The following is a 17,080-nucleotide window of genomic DNA, read 5'->3' as shown; positions in this document are numbered from 1 at the left end:
ATCGCATGCTCTCCAGTGAGGATGTGATGCGTCGCCGCGCGACGCTGCTGCAAAGACTGCATATCGATGGCCCGTTGCTGATCCTGCTGCTGATCCTCGCCGCCGGCAGCCTGTTCGTGTTGTATTCGGCCAGCGGCAAGAGCTGGGACCTGCTGGCCAAGCAGGCCACTTCGTTCGGCATCGGTCTGGTGTCGATGATCGTCATCGCCCAGTTCGAGCCGCGTTTCATGGCGCGCTGGGTGCCGCTCGGGTATGTGATCGGCGTGGTGCTGCTGATGGTGGTGGACATCATGGGCCACAACGCCATGGGTGCCACGCGCTGGATCAACATCCCCGGGGTGATCCGCTTCCAGCCCTCGGAGTTCATGAAGATCCTGATGCCGGCGACCATTGCCTGGTATCTGTCCAAACGGACCTTGCCGCCGCAACTCAAGCATGTCGGCATCAGCCTGATGCTGATCGGTGTGCCCTTCATTCTGATCGTGCGTCAGCCCGACCTCGGCACCTCGCTGCTGATTCTCGCTGGTGGCGCGTTCGTGCTGTTCATGGGCGGCTTGCGCTGGCGCTGGATTCTCAGCGTGCTGGCGGCTGCCGTACCCGTGGCCGTGGCCATGTGGTTCTTCATCATGCACGACTACCAGAAGCAACGAATCCTGACGTTCCTCGACCCGGAAAGCGATCCGCTCGGCACGGGCTGGAACATCATTCAGTCGAAAGCCGCCATCGGTTCCGGCGGTGTCTTCGGCAAGGGCTGGCTGCTCGGCACCCAGTCGCACCTGGACTTCCTGCCGGAGAGCCACACCGACTTCATCATTGCCGTACTGGGCGAAGAGTTCGGTCTGGTGGGCATCTGCGCGCTGCTGCTGATTTACCTTTTATTGATCGGCCGGGGGCTGGTGATCACCGCTCAGGCACAGACGCTGTTCGGCAAATTGCTCGCTGGCGCGTTGACCATGACGTTTTTTGTTTACGTTTTCGTCAACATCGGTATGGTCAGTGGCCTGTTGCCGGTCGTAGGGGTGCCGTTGCCATTCATTAGCTACGGAGGAACTTCGCTGGTGACGCTGCTGTCAGCGTTTGGGGTTTTGATGTCGATCCATACCCATCGCAAGTGGATCGCACAGGTTTGAATAAGGTGAAGAGTTCAATGCAAGTAATGCGTGGCTGGGCGACTCGATGCGCGCCGCTGGTTGGCCTGATGGGCCTGCTGGGCAGCGTCCAGGAAGCGCTGGCCGGCGAATACGAAGGCTCACCTCAGGTGGCCGAATTCGTCGGTGAAATGACCCGCGACTACGGTTTCGCCGGTGAGCAATTGATGGGTGTTTTCCGCGAGGCTCAGCGCAAACAGGCGATTCTCGACGCCATCTCCAGACCCGCCGAGCGGGTCAAACAGTGGAAAGAATATCGCCCGATGTTCATCACTGACGCGCGCATTGCGCGAGGTGTGGACTTCTGGCGTCAGCACGAGGCCACTCTGGCGCGTGCCGAGCAGGAATACGGCGTGCCGGCACAAGTCATCGTGTCGATTATCGGCGTTGAGACCTTTTTCGGACGTAATACCGGTAATTACCGGGTGATCGATGCCTTGTCCACGCTCGGATTCGACTATCCTCCCCGTGCCGAATTTTTCCGCAAGGAACTGCGTGAGTTCCTGCTACTGGCCCGTGAAGAGCAGGTCGATCCATTGACGCTCAAAGGCTCGTACGCCGGGGCCATGGGCTTGCCGCAGTTCATGCCGAGCAGCTTTCGCGCCTATGCGGTGGACTTCGACGGTGACGGCCACATCAATATCTGGAACAACCCGGATGATGCGATCGGCAGCGTCGCGAGTTATTTCAAGCGTCACGGCTGGGTCGCCGGTGAGCCGGTGGTCAGCCGGGCGGATGTGCGCGGCGAGCAGGTCGATGAAGGTCTGACCACCGGCATCGAGCCGACAAAGACGGTTGGAGAGTTGCGAGCGCTGGGCTGGTCAAGTCATGATGCGCTGCGCGATGATATGCCGGTTACTGCATTTCGCCTCGAAGGCGACAACGGCCCTGAATACTGGATGGGCCTGAAGAATTTCTACGCGATCACGCGTTATAACCGCAGCGTGATGTACGCCATGGCCGTACATCAACTGTCTGAACAGCTGGTACAAGCACGGGGCGTCAAGTAATGCGGGCATTGCCTAACAATAAACCCCTGAAGCTGGTGGCATTCGCTGCGTTGGCGGTATTGGTCGCCAGTTGCACGACCAGCCGTTCCCCGACGCCGAAAACCGCCAATACCGTTGTGCGAGCGCAGCCGGGTCTGGATATCAACCGCGCGCACAAAGATGGCGCGCCGTGGTGGGACGTCGATGTGTCGCGCATTCCTGATGCCACGCCGACCCTGCACACCGGTCCGTACAAGGCCAACCCGTACACCGTACTGGGCAAAACCTACTTCCCGTTGCAGGAATCCAAGACCTACGTCGCTTCCGGCACGGCGTCCTGGTACGGCACCAAGTTTCACGGTCAGAACACCGCCAACGGCGAGGTTTATGACCTGTACGGCATGAGCGCCGCCCACAAGACTTTGCCACTGCCAAGTTACGTTCGGGTGACCAATCTGGACAACAACAAGAGCGTGATCCTGCGAGTCAACGACCGTGGGCCGTTCTACTCTGATCGCATCATCGACTTGTCTTACGCGGCCGCGAAGAAACTCGGTTACGCCGAAATCGGTACGGCGCGGGTCAAGGTCGAGGGCATCGATCCCCAGCAGTGGTGGGCCGCCAAGGGCCGTCCGGCGCCTTTGATGCTCAACGAGCCACAAGTCGCGCAGAACAGCGCTCCGGTGATCACGGCCTCGGCCGGCACTGTCGAGCAGTGGACGCCGCCGCCGCAACAACATGCCTCTGACACCGTCCCTGTGCCGATGAGTGCAAAAAAAAACGCTTCTGCAACAGCAACTGGCCAGTATCTGCAGGTGGGCGCGTTCGCCAACCCGGACGCTGCAGAACTGCTGAGGTCGAAGCTCAGCGGGATGGTGAGCGCTCCGGTGTTCATCAGCTCGATCGTGCGCAATCAGCAGACCCTGCACCGGGTTCGCCTGGGGCCGATCGGCTCGCCGGGTGAAATTGCCCAGGTGCAGAACAGCGTGCGCCTGGCCAACCTTGGTTCGCCAAGTGTGGTCACCGAGTAATACGTAGAACTTGATTGACGGTTCACTTGCGGTATTGGGGGGTGAACCAGGTTGTTGGCTCGTCGAAGAACAAAAGCCCGGCAAGGGTGACTGGAGTGAGCAACTGAACACGCGATGGCTCGTTAGAAAGTCATCTGATTAAATTTTGTCCGCAAGGACAGTTTCCATTAGCGATTTCGAGAGACGGATGAACATCACCACCTTTGCCAAACGCCTGTGTCTGCTAGTCCCGCTGCTCCTCTCGCCAGCCGCCTTCGCGGCCGAGATGATGCCGTCGCCACCTCAACTGGCCGCAAAAGCTTACGTTCTGATGGACGCCAGCAGCGGCAACGTGCTGGTCGAAAACAATGGCGACCAGCGCCTGCCTCCGGCCAGCCTGACCAAACTGATGACCGCGTACATCGCTACGCTGGAAATCCGTCGCGGCCAGATCGGTGAAAACGACCCGGTGACCGTCAGCGAAAACGCCTGGCGCACCGGTGGTTCGCGGATGTTCATCAAGGTCGGCTCGCAGGTGACGGTCAGCGACCTGCTGCACGGCATCATCATTCAGTCCGGCAACGACGCCAGCGTGGCGCTGTCCGAGCACATCGCCGGCAGCGAAGACGCCTTCGCCGACCTGATGAACAAGACTGTCACCGATCTGGGCATGACCAACTCCCACTTCATGAACCCGACCGGTCTGCCAAACCCTGAGCACTACTCGTCGGCTCACGACATGGCGATCCTGGCCCGCGCGATCATCCACGAAGACCCGGCTCACTACGCGATCTACTCGCAGAAAGAGTTCTTCTGGAACGGTATCAAGCAACCTAACCGCAACCTGCTGCTGTGGCGCGACAAGACTGTTGACGGCCTGAAAACCGGTCACACCGACGAAGCCGGCTACTGCATGGTGTCCTCGGCTGTACGTGACGGCCAGCGCCTGATCGCTGTAGTGTTCGGCACCAACAGCGAAGTGGCTCGCGCCGCTGAAACCCAGAAGCTGCTGACCTACGGTTTCCGCTTCTTCGAAACCCAGACCTTCTATCAGAAGGGCACCGAACTGGCTCAGGCCCCGGTGTGGAAAGGCACCACCAATCAAGTCAAGGCCGGCCTGGCTGAAGACCTGACCATGACTCTGCCGAAAGGCCAGCTGAAGAAGCTCGCTGCCAGCATGACCATGAACCCGCAACTGACCGCGCCAATCGCCAAGGGCGACGTGATCGGTAAAGTCGAAGTCAAACTGGAAGACAAGGTCGTGCACAGCGCTGACCTGATTGCTCTGGATGGCGTCGAGGAGGGTGGTATCTTCCGCCGCATGTGGGATAGCATCCGTCTATTCTTCTACGGCTTGTTCAACTGATTTGTGTTGACCTGCATGGCCCCGCCCCGATCCGGTGCGGGGCCATGTGCGTTACCACGGCTTACGAGGCCGTTACGCCATGACCGATACCGAAGTAAAGGCGCCAAAGATCGAATTCCCTCAGACTGATTATCCGATTAAGGTGATCAGCGATACGGGTGTTGGCAACAAGGACAGGATCATCGAGATCGTCCTGAAACACGCGACCATCAATGACGAGCGCATCGACGAGCGTCAAAGCACCAACGGCAAATACACCACTATCCAGTTGCACATCGTCGCGACCGACCAGGATCAGCTGTACAACATCAACAGCGAACTGCGGGCGACCGGCTTCGTGCACATGGTGTTGTGATGTCTGGCACGCTGGGCTTTCGTGAGCTCGGCCAGATGGCTTACGAGCCGGTCTGGCATGCCATGCAACGCTTTACCAACGAACGCGGCAGCGATGCCGCCGACGAAATCTGGCTCGTCGAGCACCCGCCGGTGTTCACTCAGGGCCAGGCCGGCAAGGCCGAACATCTGTTGCTGCCGGGAGATATCCCGGTGGTGCAGGTCGATCGCGGCGGGCAGGTGACTTATCATGGCCCCGGCCAATTGGTGGCTTACCTGTTGCTGGATGTGCGCAAGCTGGGTTTCGGCGTGCGTGATCTGGTCAGTCGCATGGAGCTTTGCCTGATCGAATTGCTGGCCAGCTACGGCGTGACCGCAGCGGCCAAGCCCGATGCTCCCGGCGTCTACGTCGATGGAGCGAAAATCGCTTCACTGGGTTTGCGGATTCGCCACGGTTGTTCCTTTCATGGCCTGGCCCTGAACGTGGATATGAACCTGGAACCGTTTCGACGGATTAATCCCTGCGGCTATGCCGGGCTGGCGATGACCCAGCTGAGCGATCACGCAGGATCGATTGAATTTGCCGAGGTAAGTGCCCGGCTGCGTGCGCAGCTCGTCAAACACCTCGACTATGCTGAGCAGACGACCCTGACGGGCGGAATCGACTGATATGACTACTGATGCAGTGCAAACCATGATCCCGACGCTCGACGTGACCGAGCGCCCGGCCCCGCGTCCCAAGGTTGAAGCCGGCGTCAAGCTGCGCGGCGCCGAGAAGGTTGCACGCATCCCGGTAAAGATCATTCCGACCACCGAACTGCCGAAGAAACCTGACTGGATTCGTGTACGTATTCCGGTTTCGCCGGAAGTCGACCGGATCAAGAGCCTGCTGCGCAAACACAAGCTGCACAGCGTTTGCGAAGAAGCGTCCTGCCCGAACCTGGGCGAATGCTTCTCCGGCGGCACCGCGACGTTCATGATCATGGGCGACATCTGCACCCGTCGCTGCCCGTTCTGCGACGTTGGCCACGGTCGTCCGAAGCCACTGGACGTCAACGAGCCGGAAAGCCTGGCCATTGCCATCGCTGACCTCAAGCTCAAGTATGTGGTGATCACCTCCGTTGACCGCGACGACCTGCGTGATGGCGGTGCTCAGCACTTTGCCGACTGCATCCGCGAAATTCGCAAACTGTCGCCGAACGTGCAGCTGGAAACCCTGGTTCCGGACTACCGTGGTCGCATGGACATCGCCCTGGAAATCACTGCCGCCGAGCCGCCGGATGTGTTCAACCACAACCTGGAAACCGTACCGCGCCTGTACAAGGCTGCGCGTCCGGGTTCGGACTACCAGTGGTCGCTGACCCTGCTGCAGCGCTTCAAGCAGATGATGCCGCACATTCCAACCAAATCCGGCCTGATGCTGGGTCTGGGCGAGACCGACGAAGAGGTCATCGAAGTCATGAAGCGCATGCGCGAACACGACATCGACATGCTGACCTTGGGCCAGTACCTGCAACCGTCGCGCAGCCACTTGCCGGTGCAGCGTTTCGTGCACCCGGACACCTTCGCCTGGTTCGCCGAGGAAGGTTACAAGATGGGCTTCAAGAACGTTGCTTCGGGTCCGCTGGTGCGTTCTTCGTACCACGCCGACGAGCAGGCGAAGCTGGTCAAGGCTGAGCTGCTGGGTTCCTGATCCAGCGCTGAAGGCTTCACAAAATACCCGCCTCGGCGGGTATTTTTGTATGGGAAGTTTGACCACTTAACCTGTGGCGAGGGAGCTTACACCCGCAGGGTTGCGCAGCGACCCCAGTATGCTTGGGACTGCTGCGCACTCTAGCGGGAGCAAGCTCCCTCGCCACAAGTTACTGGGCCACAATGCCTCTTTTGTTTATATGTGTTCCTGACTACTGTGTCTGCACGACTTCACACACGGAGCCCCACGGATGACCGTTCGACCGACCCACACCCTGTTCCCGCATAAGCCTGTACCAGCCCTGCCGTCAGAGGGGCTGATCGGTGTCATTGCCCCAGCCGGCCCCGGCGCGCTGGACACGGACAAGGCTGTGCAGTGGATGCGTGCCCGTGGTTACGAATTACGGGTGTTCCCGGGCGTTCATGAGAAGGACGGCTACCTGGCCGGCAGCGATGACGTGCGACTCAACGATTTGCATGCCGCATTCGCTGATCCCGAGGTCGACGCCATTATCTGCCTGCGCGGTGGCTACGGTACGCCACGGCTGCTGGACCGTATCGACTTCGATCTGCTGAGCCGCAACGCCAAGCCGTTTGTCGGCTACAGCGACATCACCGCCCTGCACCTGGCCATCAGCCGTTACGCAGGCTTCGTAACCTTTCACGGGCCGCTGCTCAATGCGGACTTGTTGGGTGACAAGGAACCGCCGACCGTCGCCTCGTTTTTCGCCATGCTCCGTGGCCAGGTGAAGGCGGGGAGTGTGTTGAGTCACCCGGTGGCTCACCCATTGACCACGGTCGAGCCCGGGATCGCCCATGGACGCTTGCTCGGCGGCAATCTGGCAATGATCGCCTCGACCCTCGGTACGCCTTATGAAATCGATGTCGAGGGGGTGATTTTGCTCATCGAAGATGTCAACGAACCGCTGTATCGCATCGACCGATTGCTGACCCAGATGCGTCTGGCCGGCAAGTTGGCAAAACTGCGCGGTGTGCTGGTCGGGGATATCGCGGGGGTAGAAGTCGAGGCGCTCAACCGCTTGCTCAAGCAGACTTTCGAACCGTTGCGGATTCCGGTGCTATCGGGGTGGCGAAGCGGCCATTGCGATCCGAATCTGACTTTGCCGTTGGGCGCGCTGGTTCGACTGGATGCGGGGAAGAAGGAGTTGATGCTGGAGCAGGATGTGGTGGTTCGACGGTAGAGAGTTATCGTCAATTCGTCAGTCTTCGCGGGCAAGCCCGCTCCCACAAGATTCGTGGTGTACACAGATATTGTGATCACCGCTGAACCTGTGTGGGCGGGCTTGCCCGCGATGCTTTTACTGGCTACGCAGGCTCTCAAGCAGCTTATGCGTCGGATAGCCATCCGCCGGCCAGCCAAACGACTGCTGTGCACTGCGGATCGCCTTGCGCGTATTGGCGCCGATAATCCCGTCCGCTGTGCCCGCATCATAGTTGCGTGCACTCAGCAGGGTCTGCAACTCGATGCGCTCGGTACGGCTCAGCGGCAGATCATCTTTCGGCCAGGTGCCGTTGATCAGACCACCGCCATTGAAGCGCTCGGACAACAGGCTCACCGCCAAGGCGTACGACGAAGAATTGTTGTACTTGAGGATCGCTCGGAAGTTGTCGAGGATCAGGAACGCGGGGCCTCGATAACCGGCCGGCAGCAACAGGGCGGCCGGCAGTTGCTCGGAGCCCGCAGGTACTTGACCGCCATTCGGCAGGATCACGCCCAGTTGCCGCCATTCGGCGACGCTTTTACGAATGGTGCCGTCGGCCAGCGTGTAGTTGAAGCTGCTCGGCAATTGCACCTCAAAACCCCACGGCTGCCCGCGCTGCCAGCCTGAGCTTTGCAGGTAATGCGCCGTCGAGGCCAGCGCATCGGCAGGGCTGCCCCAGATGTCGCGGCGGCCGTCGCCATCGAAATCCACCGCATGGGTGTTGTAGGTGGTCGGAATGAATTGAGTCTGACCCATCGCGCCAGCCCAGGAGCCAAGCATCTTCTCCGGCGTGATATCGCCCTGTTGCAGAATCTGCAGGGCTGCGATCAATTGCGCGTGGGCAAAGCCCGGGCGGCGGCCTTCGTAGGCGAGGGTGGCCAGCGAGTTGATTACCGACTTGCTGCCCTGGAACTGACCGAAGTTACTCTCCATGCCCCACACCGACACCAAGGCCTGACGGTCAACGCCATAACGCTGTTCGATGCTTTGCAGAATGTCGGCGTACTGGTTGATCAATGCCTGACCTTTGCGCACGCGCAATGGCGAAAGGGCGCCATCGAGGTATTCCCACACCGGGCGGGAGAATTCCGGCTGACTGCGGTCGGCGCGAATCACGCTGGCGTCGAAGCTGACATTGGCAAATGCGCGATCAAACAGGTCGGCGCGGATCCCGGCGGCCAGGGCATCCTTGCGGAAACCTGCTTGCCATTCGGCGAAGGTCTGGGTCGGCTGAAGATCGAGAGGGTCGGCGGACGGCACTACCGGCGGGATGATCGCTGGGGCCGTGGCGACAGGAGCGGCTTGGAGAGGTTGCGCGTCGGCGGCGGTCGGTTTTTCCGCGCAGGCGACAAGCAGAATGAAGCTGGAGGCAGCGATCATCTGGCGAACAGGCCAGCGACGGGAAAGACTTAGGGGCATGCACAGTTCCAGGGGAAACGAATCAGGTGCAGACCTTAACATGACCGGGGGTACTGCGCTTCAGGCGGCCAGAAAGTAAGAAGCCTCCCAGCTGTCAGACTGGAAGGCTTCGCGGCGGTAGCTGCCTTTGCCCTTGGTTGGTCGTTCCTGGCGACTGCGGAACAAGGGTTGGGCGACGATGGATTTGGCCTTGTTGGGGCGATGTTTCGCTGGCTTTTTGCTCATGAGGGTTCTCTCGATCGAGTGGGTTTTGCGCGGCAAATAATCTGCCGATGTCGGGCGTCTGTCCAGTGCCTGTTGTGTAGGAATGTTCTGGCGCTTTCGCGAGCCGGCTCGCGAATGGCCGTTATGCGGTTGAGCGTCTTATTCAGCAGGCAAAGACAGTCGCTGGCCGGCCATCAATAACGCCAAACGACTCAGGCTCATCCATGGCGATCCGGCCGCCTGGCCCTTGATCTGCGCATCGATGCGCTGCGCTTCGAGCAGCAACTGCGCCCAGCGTTGCGCCGTATAGCGTTGCAGGGCTTTGCTCATTAACGGTTTGCGCTTGTCCCAGACCGGTGGCTTCGCCTGACTGAAACACTTGTCCAGCGGCGTGCCCTGGCTGTATTGCAGCGAGATATTGGCCAGCAGGCGCAACTCCCGCGCCAGCGCCCAGAGAATCACTGGCGGTTCGACACCCTCGCCACGCAGGCCTTCGAGCATGCGCAGGGCGTGGGCCGGTTCACCGTTGAGCACCGCATCGGTCAGGCCAAACACGTCGAATCGTGCACTGTCGGCCACAGCCGCCTGCACCGTTTCGACGGTAATCTGGCCACCCTCGGCCATCAGCTTGAGCTTTTCGATTTCCTGCGCAGCGGCGAGCAGGTTGCCCTCGACGCGCGCGGCAATCAGTTCGACGGCGTCCTGACTGGCCGACAAGCCGGCCTGCGACAAACGCTGACGAATCCAGCTTGGCAGCTGATTGGCATCCACCGGCCAGATCTGGATGAACTGGGTCTGCTGACCTTCGACCAGCGCCTTGCCCCACTTGGTCTTCTGCGCACTGCCATCGAGCTTGGGCAGGCTGATCAGCAGCACAGTGTCTTCCGCAGGGCGCGAGCAGTACTCGATGAAGGCGGCAGCGCCCTTGTCACCAGGTTTGCCCGAAGGCAGACGCAGTTCCAGCAGGCGTTTCTCGGCGAACAACGACATGCTCGCGCCGGCCTGCAGCAACGTACCCCAATCGAAATTGGCGTCGGCGGCGAAGACCTGACGTTCGTCGAAACCTTGCTGGCGCGCAGCACTGCGGATGGCGTCGGCGGCTTCCTGGCACAGCAGCGGGTCATCGCCACTGATGATGTAGACCGGCGCGAGGGCGCCTTGCAGGTGTTTGCCGAGTTGAGCGGGAGCGAGCTTCATAAGAACAATCGAACGGGGCGCCTGAGCGCCCCGAACGTCTTACTGCTGCGGAATTTCAAGCGGCGACTGACGCGGGGTTTCCGCTTCAGCCTTTTGCGCCGCCTCGAGCGCGTCGGCTTCAGCCTTGGCGCGGTTGTTGGCGGCTTGCTGCAGTTGCTCCAGTTGACCCGGGGTCAGCTGTTGCAGGCGCAGCATCATGCGCTGAACCAGCTCGCGACGAATATCGCGACGGGCGTCGTTGGCTTCCTGATCCGAGCCGACGAGGTTGTTGCCGTCGTGGATAAACACTTTCTGCACTTCAAGCTTGTCGCTCAGCAGGGAAAGGTTCTTGTCGCCACGAATGTCATAGCTCAGAACAGTGCTGACCTGATATTCGCCCGTACGGCCGGCACCGGCGTAGCTGAGAATGCGCTGGCTTTCCTGTTCGTCAGCCAGGAACAGCTTGTACGGCGCGCCGCTGTAAACCTTGACGCCGCTGGATTCCAGTACCTGACGCAGTTGAGTGACGGTCTCGCCATAGGCGTTACGCGCGCTCAGATCCAGTTCCTTGATCGACAGTTCATTGGTGCCGGTACCACGCAGCTGGAAACCGCAGGCGCTCAGCAGCACAGCGAGGCCCATCACCAGCAGATTGCGTTTGATCATTGTGTTGCTCCCCTTGAAACCATGTGGGCCGTTCATGCGGCCCGAAAGGTTTTACTTGGCGCCGGGCAAACCCGGCGCCCGATCCAATTAGCTGGCGACGATATTGACCAGTTTCCCGGGCACTACAATCACTTTACGAATAGTCAGGCCATCGACGAAGCGCAGCACGTTTTCGTTGGTGCGCGCGGCGGCTTCGACTTCTTCACGGGTCGCGCTGGCCGGCATTTCAATCTGGCCGCGCAGTTTGCCATTCACTTGAATAACCAGCGTCAGGCTGTCTTGTACCAGCGCGCTTTCGTCTACAGCAGGCCAGTCGGCATCGATGACCGCGTCAGCATGGCCCAGTTGATTCCACAGCTCGTGGCTGATGTGCGGCGTGATTGGAGCCAGCAGCAATGTCACGGCTTCCAGACCTTCGTGAATCAGCGCGCGATCCTGCTCGGTGCCTTGCGGAGCTTTTTCCAGCACGTTCATCAGCGTCATCACCTGAGCGATGGCGGTGTTGAATTTGTGGTTCTGACCGACGTCATGGCTGGCCTGTTTGATGGCCAGGTGGATCGCACGGCGAACGGCCTTCTGCTCGTCGTTCAGGCCGGCGATGTCGAGCTTGCCCGGCAGGCCCTGAGTGACGTGGGCTTGCGCCAGTCGCCAGACGCGTTTGAGGAAACGGTGCGAACCTTCAACGCCGGAGTCGGACCATTCGGCGCTCATGTCCGGTGGCGATGCGAACATCATGAACAGGCGGCAGGTGTCGGCGCCGAACTGATCGATCATCGACTGTGGGTCGACGCCGTTGTTCTTCGACTTGGCCATCTTCTCGGTGCCGCCGATTTCTACCGGCAAGCCGTCAGACTTCAGCTTGGCACTGATGACTTTGGCTTTGCTATCACGCTCAAGTTCTACGTCTGCCGGGTTGAACCAGGTGTAGGCACCGTTGGCTTCGCGGCGATAGTACGTTTCGGCGATCACCATGCCCTGGGTCAGCAGGTTTTTGAACGGTTCGTTGGAGCTCACCAGGCCTTCGTCGCGCATCAGCTTGTGGAAGAAGCGCGCGTAGAGCAGGTGCAGAATGGCGTGTTCGATACCGCCGATGTACTGATCCACCGGCAACCAGTGGTCGGCTGCGGATTTCTCGACCAGACCACCTTCAAAGTGCGGCGAGGCGTAACGGGCGTAGTACCACGACGACTCGACGAAGGTGTCCATGGTGTCGGTTTCACGCTTGGCAGGCTGACCGCATTTCGGGCAGTTGCACTCGTAAAACTCAGGCATGCGCGCCAGTGGCGAACCGGCGCCGTCAGGCACGACGTCTTCGGGCAGCACGACTGGCAGTTGGTCTTCCGGCACCGGCACGTCACCGCAGGCATCGCAGTGGATGATCGGGATCGGGCAGCCCCAGTAGCGCTGACGGCTGATGCCCCAGTCGCGCAGGCGGAACTGGGTGCGCGAGGCGCCCAGTTGTTTTTTGATCAGGGCGACTTCCATGGCGTCGAACGCGCCAGCGAAGTCCAGACCGTCGAACTCACCGGAGTTGATCAGCGTGCCATGCTCGCCGTAGGCGTCTTGCCATGGGGCCGGGTTGGTGTCGCCGGAGCTGGTACGCACCACCGATTTCACCGGCAGGTTGTACTTGTGGGCGAATTCGAAGTCGCGCTCGTCGTGAGCCGGGACCGCCATGACGGCGCCGTCGCCGTAGTGCATCAGTACGTAGTTGGCGACCCAGACAGGCAGCTTTTCACCGGTCAGCGGGTGCTCGACGAAGAGGCCGGTCGGCAGACCTTTCTTCTCTTGCGTGGCGACGTCGGCTTCGGCAACGCTGCCGCCCTTGCATTCCGCGATGAACGCTTGCAGCTCAGGATTGTTTTGCGCGGCTTGTGTGGCCAGCGGGTGCTCGGCAGCAACGGCAACATAAGTTGCGCCCATCAGGGTGTCCGGACGGGTGGTGAAGACTTTCAGGGTGCCGGCTTCGCCGATGGAATCGACGTTGTACGGGAACTGCACTTCCATGCCACGGGATTTGCCGATCCAGTTGCGCTGCATGGTCTTGACCTGTTCAGGCCAGCCCGGCAGATCATCAAGGCTTTCCAGCAACTCATCCGCGTAAGCGGTGATCTTGAAGTAGTACATCGGGATTTCGCGCTTTTCGATCAGCGCGCCGGACCGCCAGCCGCGACCGTCGATCACCTGTTCGTTGGCCAGAACGGTCTGATCGATCGGGTCCCAGTTCACGGTGCCGTTTTTACGGTAGATCACGCCTTTTTCGAACAGGCGAGTGAACAGCCATTGTTCCCAGCGGTAGTAATCCGGTTTGCAGGTGGTGACTTCACGCGACCAGTCGACCGCCAGACCCAGGCTACGCAGCTGGGTTTTCATGTAGGCGATGTTTTCGTAGGTCCACTTGGCCGGTGCGACGTTGTTCTTCATCGCGGCGTTTTCCGCCGGCATGCCGAAGGCGTCCCAACCCATCGGTTGCAGAACGTTCTTGCCTTGCATGCGCTGGTAGCGGGAGATCACGTCGCCGATGGTGTAGTTGCGCACGTGCCCCATGTGTAGCTTGCCGCTGGGGTAAGGGAACATCGACAGGCAGTAGTAAGTCTCCTTGCCTGGCTGTTCACTGACTTCAAAGGACTTTTGCTCGTCCCAGAATGACTGGGCGGCGGCTTCGATTTCACGGGGCTGATATTGTTCGTGCATGGCTACTTTTGTACTGGATAGGGGTGGCCTAATCCTCTTCAACGCAGGTTCCGGGATGGCCCGGACGAGCTGGAAGTGGAATTACAGGAAGCGCCGTAGCATACATGACCGCGCTTGGCCTAGGGAAACCCTGATTACAGCTGTTTGGCCCGGTCAATCCGTGGCGAGGGCCGTTGGTCGCGGCGTGCAGCCGGTTTGTGCAGCGAAGCTAAGCTCTAACTGGGGAGTGAGTCTTATCTTCAATGAGGTGAGGGATGGTGGAGCAACAGCAGAAAAACGTCACGAAACCTGAGTTGTACGAACGGTTGATGAACCGTCTGGGCATGGCCCTGGATGCTGCAAAAACCGCTGACCGGCTGCGCGATGAGCGCCCCTTGGAACTGGAATTGCGTGGCTTGAGCCCCGCCGAGTTCAAACTGGTCAAGGCCTATCTGGATCGTAGTGAACGTGAAACGCATGGATGCTTGTCGCAAGCAGTGAAGCAGCTCGATGCAGCACATTCGGCCAAGGTCATCTGGCTCAAGGACAAGGCGCCCCGCAAAGACACCGTCAAGGTGCGGGCTTTGCAGGCCAAGTAAGTGCATGGCAGGTCAAGAAACGGATCTTTTTCAACAGGATCCCACCCTATCGGTTGTCGCGTTGTATTAACCCACTTAGGCTTCGGGCATCTTTGGAGATGCCCGATGCCTTTTCGTTATTTCATCAAACAACTTCTATTGCCGCCCGGCATTCTTTTACTGCTGTTGCTGCTTGCCTGGTGGCTGCGACGCTCGCGGCCGCGACTGGCTGGACTGTGTTTTGCAATCGGTTTGGGCGGGTTCTGGCTGATGAGCCTGCCGGTGGTGGTGCAGTGGGGCGCAAAAGCGCTGGAGCGCGAGCCGCCGCTGGCCCGTGAAGAGTGGGCGCTGCTGGCACAAAAGGCCGATGCCATTGTGGTGCTGGGGTCCGGGCGCGAGCGGGGTGATCTGGCCTGGGGCGAGGATCAGCCGACCGGCGTGGGGCTTGAGCGTCAGCGCTACGCGGCGCGGTTGGCCAAGGCCTCAGGATTGCCGATGCTGACCAGTGGCGGCCTGCATTATGGTACGCCGCCGACCGAAGCGAAGTTGATGGCGGATTCGTTGCTGGATGATTTCGGCGTGACCGTGCGTTGGCAGGAAGGCGAAAGCCGCACCACCTGGGAAAACGCGAAGTTCAGCGCCGACATGCTGTTGCCTCAGGGGATCAAGCGTGTAGTCGTGGTGACGCAGGCTTGGCACATGCCCCGAGCGGTGTGGTGTTTCGAGCAGGCAGGATTCGAAGTGGTGCCCGCGCCGGTCGGATTTTTAGGCACCGATAACGCAAGACCGTTTGGTGGCTGGCTGCCGGAGTTCAAGTCGATCTGGCAGAGCGGGCAGTTGCTGAATGAAGCGGTGGGGCAGGTGGGGTATTCGTTGTTCTACCGCGGTGATTGATCGTTCCCACGCTCCGCGTGGGAATGCATCCCGTGGCGCTCTGCGCCACATTCGAAGCGGAACGCGGAGCGTCCCCGGCGGCGTTCCCACGCGGAGCGTGGGAACGATCATTGTCGGGCGGCTTTAAAGGGTTTTCGACATCCGGCTCGCCATCAGCGCCCAGCCAAACAGCAGCAAGCACACAATGATCAGCGGCCACGAACGCCATTGCAGATACGGCGTCAGGTTATGCATCGGCACCACTTCGCCGTACAAAATACCTTGCTCGAACTGCGGAATCTGTTCGGTGATCTGCCCGAACGGATTGATCAGTCCGGTCACGCCGTTGTTGGTGGCGCGGATCATCCAGCGTCCGGCCTCGAGTGCGCGCATCTGTGCCATTTGCAAATGTTGCAGCGGACCGATCGAGGTGCCGAACCAGGTGTCGTTACTGATCGTCAGCAAAAGATCGCTGCGCGCCGAAAGGCTGGCGGCGAACTCCGGGTACACCACTTCGTAACAGATGAACGGTGCAATCTGATAACCCTTGGCTTGCAACAGCGCCTGATCGGCCGGGCCGCGGGCAAAGTCGGACATCGGCAGGTCGAAGAACGCGATCAGCCCGCGCAGGATGTCCTGCAACGGCACGTATTCACCGAACGGCACCAGTTTTTGCTTCAGGTAAGTGCCGTCACCTTCGCCCACGACAGTGATGCCGTTGAAGAAGCGTTTTTCGTGACGCACCGTTTCGCGAATCGGCACGCCAGTGATCAGCGCCGATTTACGCTCGGCGGCGAAGTTGCCCATCATGCTCAGGTAGCCCTCGGCGGACTCCTTGAGCACCGGCACCGCAGTTTCCGGCCAGATCAGCAGGTCCACCGGTTTCGAGCGGAAGCTCAGATCGCGGTACAGCGCCAGTTGCGCGTTGAGCTGCGCCGGGTCCCACTTCATGCTTTGTTCGACATTGCCCTGGATCGCCGCGACCGTCAGCGGCGCGCCGGACGGGCTGGTCCAGGCGTGGTTCTTGAGGGCAATGCCTGCCACCCACGGCCCGGCCAGCAACAGTAGACCAACGGCAACAAACGCTTTGCGGCCGGTTTGCAGCAGGCGTGGTGTGTTGTAGATCAGTGCAGCGGTCAGTGCCAGAACGAACGACACCAGCCACATGCCGCCGACTGGTGCGAGGCCGGACAGCGGGCCGTCGAGCTGACTGTAACCGGAATATAGCCACGGGAAACCGGTGAGAAACCAGCCGCGAAACGCTTCCTGGCCGACCCACAAAGCAGCAAACGCCAAAGCGTCGGCCAGTGGCGCCTCGTTGCGACGCAACCAGCGTGCCCAGAGCCAGGCGGGCAGGGCGAAGAAAAACGCAATCGCTGCGGTAAACAGCAGCATCAGAAACCCGGCCAGCAGCACCGAAGCGCCGCCGAAGTGGTGGATGCTGTAGTAGATCCAGCTGGTTCCCGCGCCAAACAGGCCGAAACCGAAGCACCAGCCACGGCCCAGCGCCTGGCGCGGGCTCAGCTCGCGCAAACCGGCATAGAACAAACCGACCGCCAGCAAAGCCAGCGGCCAGATATCGAACGGTGCCAGAGCGAAGGTGGTGATTGCACCGGCCGCCACGGCCAGCAGGTTACCGGGCCAGCCGGGGCGGGTTGTCCAGCGCAGGGGGTATGTCATCAGCTATTTCCTGTATCGCGCCGGGTCTGCTGTTACGCAGGGCAAGGCGC

At 60.4% G+C, this 17,080-nt stretch carries 16 protein-coding genes; 10 read left to right on the top strand and 6 right to left on the bottom strand.

Going from position 1 to position 17,080, the window contains the following annotated elements:
- Positions 1–26 precede the first annotated feature (26 nt).
- The 8 genes from rodA to KI231_RS25775 all read left to right on the top strand — a co-directional run bounded on the left by rodA (position 27) and on the right by KI231_RS25775 (position 7,740).
- Complete coding sequence (gene rodA, locus KI231_RS25810; protein WP_177431391.1) at positions 27–1,130, top strand: rod shape-determining protein RodA; 1,104 nt, start codon at positions 27–29, stop codon at positions 1,128–1,130.
- Between the two features lie 17 nt (positions 1,131–1,147).
- Positions 1,148–2,158: a lytic murein transglycosylase B gene (gene mltB / locus KI231_RS25805; protein ID WP_103303685.1), complete on the top strand. Its 1,011-nt coding sequence runs from the start codon at positions 1,148–1,150 to the stop codon at positions 2,156–2,158.
- Positions 2,158–3,168, top strand: coding sequence for a septal ring lytic transglycosylase RlpA family protein (locus KI231_RS25800; RefSeq protein WP_103303684.1), 1,011 nt, complete (start codon positions 2,158–2,160; stop codon positions 3,166–3,168). Before mltB ends, KI231_RS25800 begins: the two co-directional genes overlap by 1 nt.
- 187 nt (positions 3,169–3,355) lie before the next feature.
- The gene (locus tag KI231_RS25795) at positions 3,356–4,513 is read left to right on the top strand and encodes a D-alanyl-D-alanine carboxypeptidase family protein (protein ID WP_038361911.1); all 1,158 of its coding nucleotides are present in this window, start codon (positions 3,356–3,358) and stop codon (positions 4,511–4,513) included.
- A 79-nt stretch (positions 4,514–4,592) separates the two neighbouring features.
- Positions 4,593–4,868, top strand: coding sequence for a DUF493 domain-containing protein (locus tag KI231_RS25790; protein ID WP_103303683.1), 276 nt, complete (start codon positions 4,593–4,595; stop codon positions 4,866–4,868).
- The gene (lipB, locus tag KI231_RS25785) at positions 4,868–5,515 is read left to right on the top strand and encodes a lipoyl(octanoyl) transferase LipB (protein ID WP_038361904.1); all 648 of its coding nucleotides are present in this window, start codon (positions 4,868–4,870) and stop codon (positions 5,513–5,515) included. The genes KI231_RS25790 and lipB overlap by 1 nt, the downstream gene beginning before the upstream one ends.
- A 25-nt stretch (positions 5,516–5,540) precedes the next feature.
- Complete coding sequence (lipA, locus tag KI231_RS25780; RefSeq protein WP_160768663.1) at positions 5,541–6,539, top strand: lipoyl synthase; 999 nt, start codon at positions 5,541–5,543, stop codon at positions 6,537–6,539.
- A gap of 250 nt (positions 6,540–6,789) precedes the next feature.
- A complete protein-coding gene (locus KI231_RS25775; protein WP_213026671.1) occupies positions 6,790–7,740 on the top strand; it encodes a S66 peptidase family protein in 951 nt (316 codons plus the stop codon).
- Positions 7,741–7,857: 117 nt separating this feature from the next.
- On the opposite strand, the gene KI231_RS25770 is transcribed toward KI231_RS25775, so the two are convergent.
- The 5 genes from KI231_RS25770 to leuS all read right to left on the bottom strand — a co-directional run bounded on the left by KI231_RS25770 (position 7,858) and on the right by leuS (position 13,920).
- On the bottom strand, positions 7,858–9,180 hold the full coding sequence (locus tag KI231_RS25770; protein ID WP_213026670.1) for a lytic murein transglycosylase: 1,323 nt from the start codon (positions 9,178–9,180) through the stop codon (positions 7,858–7,860).
- A gap of 60 nt (positions 9,181–9,240) precedes the next feature.
- Positions 9,241–9,405, bottom strand: coding sequence for an alternative ribosome rescue factor ArfA (gene arfA / locus KI231_RS25765; RefSeq protein ID WP_103303680.1), 165 nt, complete (start codon positions 9,403–9,405; stop codon positions 9,241–9,243).
- A gap of 138 nt (positions 9,406–9,543) precedes the next feature.
- Positions 9,544–10,581, bottom strand: coding sequence for a DNA polymerase III subunit delta (holA, locus tag KI231_RS25760; protein WP_166216743.1), 1,038 nt, complete (start codon positions 10,579–10,581; stop codon positions 9,544–9,546).
- A 39-nt stretch (positions 10,582–10,620) separates the two neighbouring features.
- Positions 10,621–11,226 carry an LPS-assembly lipoprotein LptE gene (locus KI231_RS25755; protein WP_103303678.1) on the bottom strand — a complete coding sequence of 202 codons (606 nt, stop codon included), beginning with the start codon at positions 11,224–11,226 and terminating at the stop codon, positions 10,621–10,623.
- An 87-nt stretch (positions 11,227–11,313) separates the two neighbouring features.
- On the bottom strand, positions 11,314–13,920 hold the full coding sequence (leuS, locus tag KI231_RS25750) for a leucine--tRNA ligase (protein ID WP_213026669.1): 2,607 nt from the start codon (positions 13,918–13,920) through the stop codon (positions 11,314–11,316).
- A 254-nt stretch (positions 13,921–14,174) separates the two neighbouring features.
- Between leuS and KI231_RS25745 the strand changes: the two genes are divergently transcribed.
- The gene (locus KI231_RS25745; protein WP_103303676.1) at positions 14,175–14,498 is read left to right on the top strand and encodes a hypothetical protein; all 324 of its coding nucleotides are present in this window, start codon (positions 14,175–14,177) and stop codon (positions 14,496–14,498) included.
- Between the two features lie 105 nt (positions 14,499–14,603).
- Positions 14,604–15,371 (top strand): YdcF family protein, encoded by a 768-nt coding sequence (locus KI231_RS25740; RefSeq protein WP_213026668.1) that lies wholly within the window; start codon positions 14,604–14,606, stop codon positions 15,369–15,371.
- A 123-nt stretch (positions 15,372–15,494) separates the two neighbouring features.
- Here KI231_RS25740 and lnt read toward each other — a convergent pair whose 3' ends face one another.
- Entirely contained in the window at positions 15,495–17,018 is a 1,524-nt protein-coding gene (gene lnt / locus KI231_RS25735; RefSeq protein ID WP_103303775.1) for an apolipoprotein N-acyltransferase, read from the bottom strand.
- Positions 17,019–17,080 lie beyond the last annotated feature (62 nt).

The organism is Pseudomonas sp. Seg1, assembly GCF_018326005.1.
In the GTDB taxonomy this organism is placed as follows: domain Bacteria; phylum Pseudomonadota; class Gammaproteobacteria; order Pseudomonadales; family Pseudomonadaceae; genus Aquipseudomonas.
This window is presented reverse-complemented; position numbering and strand designations above follow the sequence as displayed.

Coding starts and splice junctions, on each gene's coding strand:
- rodA (WP_177431391.1), top strand. CDS start 27: ATGCGTCGCCGCGCGACGCTGCTGCAAAGACTGCATATCGATGGCCCG.
- mltB (WP_103303685.1), top strand. CDS start 1,148: ATGCAAGTAATGCGTGGCTGGGCGACTCGATGCGCGCCGCTGGTTGGC.
- KI231_RS25800 (WP_103303684.1), top strand. CDS start 2,158: ATGCGGGCATTGCCTAACAATAAACCCCTGAAGCTGGTGGCATTCGCT.
- KI231_RS25795 (WP_038361911.1), top strand. CDS start 3,356: ATGAACATCACCACCTTTGCCAAACGCCTGTGTCTGCTAGTCCCGCTG.
- KI231_RS25790 (WP_103303683.1), top strand. CDS start 4,593: ATGACCGATACCGAAGTAAAGGCGCCAAAGATCGAATTCCCTCAGACT.
- lipB (WP_038361904.1), top strand. CDS start 4,868: ATGTCTGGCACGCTGGGCTTTCGTGAGCTCGGCCAGATGGCTTACGAG.
- lipA (WP_160768663.1), top strand. CDS start 5,541: ATGATCCCGACGCTCGACGTGACCGAGCGCCCGGCCCCGCGTCCCAAG.
- KI231_RS25775 (WP_213026671.1), top strand. CDS start 6,790: ATGACCGTTCGACCGACCCACACCCTGTTCCCGCATAAGCCTGTACCA.
- KI231_RS25770 (WP_213026670.1), bottom strand. CDS start 9,180: ATGCCCCTAAGTCTTTCCCGTCGCTGGCCTGTTCGCCAGATGATCGCT.
- arfA (WP_103303680.1), bottom strand. CDS start 9,405: ATGAGCAAAAAGCCAGCGAAACATCGCCCCAACAAGGCCAAATCCATC.
- holA (WP_166216743.1), bottom strand. CDS start 10,581: ATGAAGCTCGCTCCCGCTCAACTCGGCAAACACCTGCAAGGCGCCCTC.
- KI231_RS25755 (WP_103303678.1), bottom strand. CDS start 11,226: ATGATCAAACGCAATCTGCTGGTGATGGGCCTCGCTGTGCTGCTGAGC.
- leuS (WP_213026669.1), bottom strand. CDS start 13,920: ATGCACGAACAATATCAGCCCCGTGAAATCGAAGCCGCCGCCCAGTCA.
- KI231_RS25745 (WP_103303676.1), top strand. CDS start 14,175: ATGGTGGAGCAACAGCAGAAAAACGTCACGAAACCTGAGTTGTACGAA.
- KI231_RS25740 (WP_213026668.1), top strand. CDS start 14,604: ATGCCTTTTCGTTATTTCATCAAACAACTTCTATTGCCGCCCGGCATT.